Annotated in this window: 1 protein-coding gene; it reads left to right on the top strand. The window is 77.0% G+C overall.

All coding sequences use genetic code 11. The annotated features are described in order from the left end of the window. On the top strand, positions 1-881 hold an 881-nt coding region (locus AOK08_RS40835), incomplete at its 5' end, for a hypothetical protein (RefSeq protein ID WP_055535501.1). Between the last annotated feature and the right edge of the window lie 207 nt (positions 882-1,088).

Genomic DNA, 1,088 nt, shown 5'->3' with positions numbered 1-1,088 from the left:
GCACCCCGGACGAGGTCGTCGCCGGCGTGGGCCCCGCCCCCGGTGCCCCCGAGGCGCCGCGTGCCGCCGTACCCGTACAGCGCGACCGCGACGAGCCGCAGCCCAAGGGCAGGAGCAAGGGCAAGGGGCCCGGGCGGGTCGTACCGCGTCCGCGCCCGGCCGAGGCCGGTAAGGACGCCGACGCGTTCGCTCCGTTTCCCTCGGCCGGGGACCCCGCCCCGCCCCATCTCGCGGGCACGGACGAACTCGGCGACGCGGACTGGTGGCTGGCGGGCCGCCAGGGGTCCTTCACGGACACGGACGGGCTCCCGGCCGGGTTCGTCGGCGGGGTGGAGATCCCCGACCTCCTCAGGCCACCGCGCGGCCCGCGCAAGCCGAAACCGGCGGACGGGGCCGACAGGACGGACGCGACCGACGGGACCAACGGGACCAACGGGACCGACGGGGTCGTCGAGCCCGGAGGCGCCCAAGGGCACGAGGGAAGCCGGGAGGAAGAGACCGTCCCGCGTCGGTGGCCCCGGCTGCGCGTCCCGTTTCCCTCCGGCGGCTGGAGCAACCCGCTGCTCCTCCTCGCCGCCGGCCTGCTCGTCGGGGGAGCGGTCCTCGGCAACCTCTACGGCCTGCTCCTCGGCTGGGCCATCGCGTATGCCTCCCGCCGGCTCTCCCCGGCCGAGACGAAGTGGGCGGTCGTGTACCTGCCCGGAGCGGCCGTCGCCGCCGGTGTCGGATGGCTGTGGGGGCGTACGCGGGGCCGCTGGGGCGAACCCATAGCCGAGGGACACATGAACGAGGCACTCGCCCAGACCTGGCCGTGGGCACTGAAGGGCGCCGCGATCGCCTCCGCCCTGTTCCTCGTCTGGCGCTCCCAGCGCCGCCGCTGACGGCACGCTGCCGTTGACGGGCCGCCGCCGCCGTTGGCGGCCCGCCGCGTTGACCGCCCCGCCGGGACACCCGCTCCCTCGGGGTGTCTGCCCTCCCCCGGGATGCCCGGCCTTCGGGTGTCTGCCCTCCCGGGGACGCCCGCCCCTCGGATGCCCGCGCTCCCCGCGATACCTGGCCCCTGGCCCTCGGCCCTCGGCCCTGGCCCT

Source organism: Streptomyces graminilatus, assembly GCF_001418565.1.
Classification (GTDB): Bacteria; Actinomycetota; Actinomycetes; order Streptomycetales; family Streptomycetaceae; genus Streptomyces; species Streptomyces graminilatus.
The sequence above is the reverse complement of the archived record's forward strand: the minus strand, read 5'-3'. Positions and strand labels throughout refer to the sequence as shown.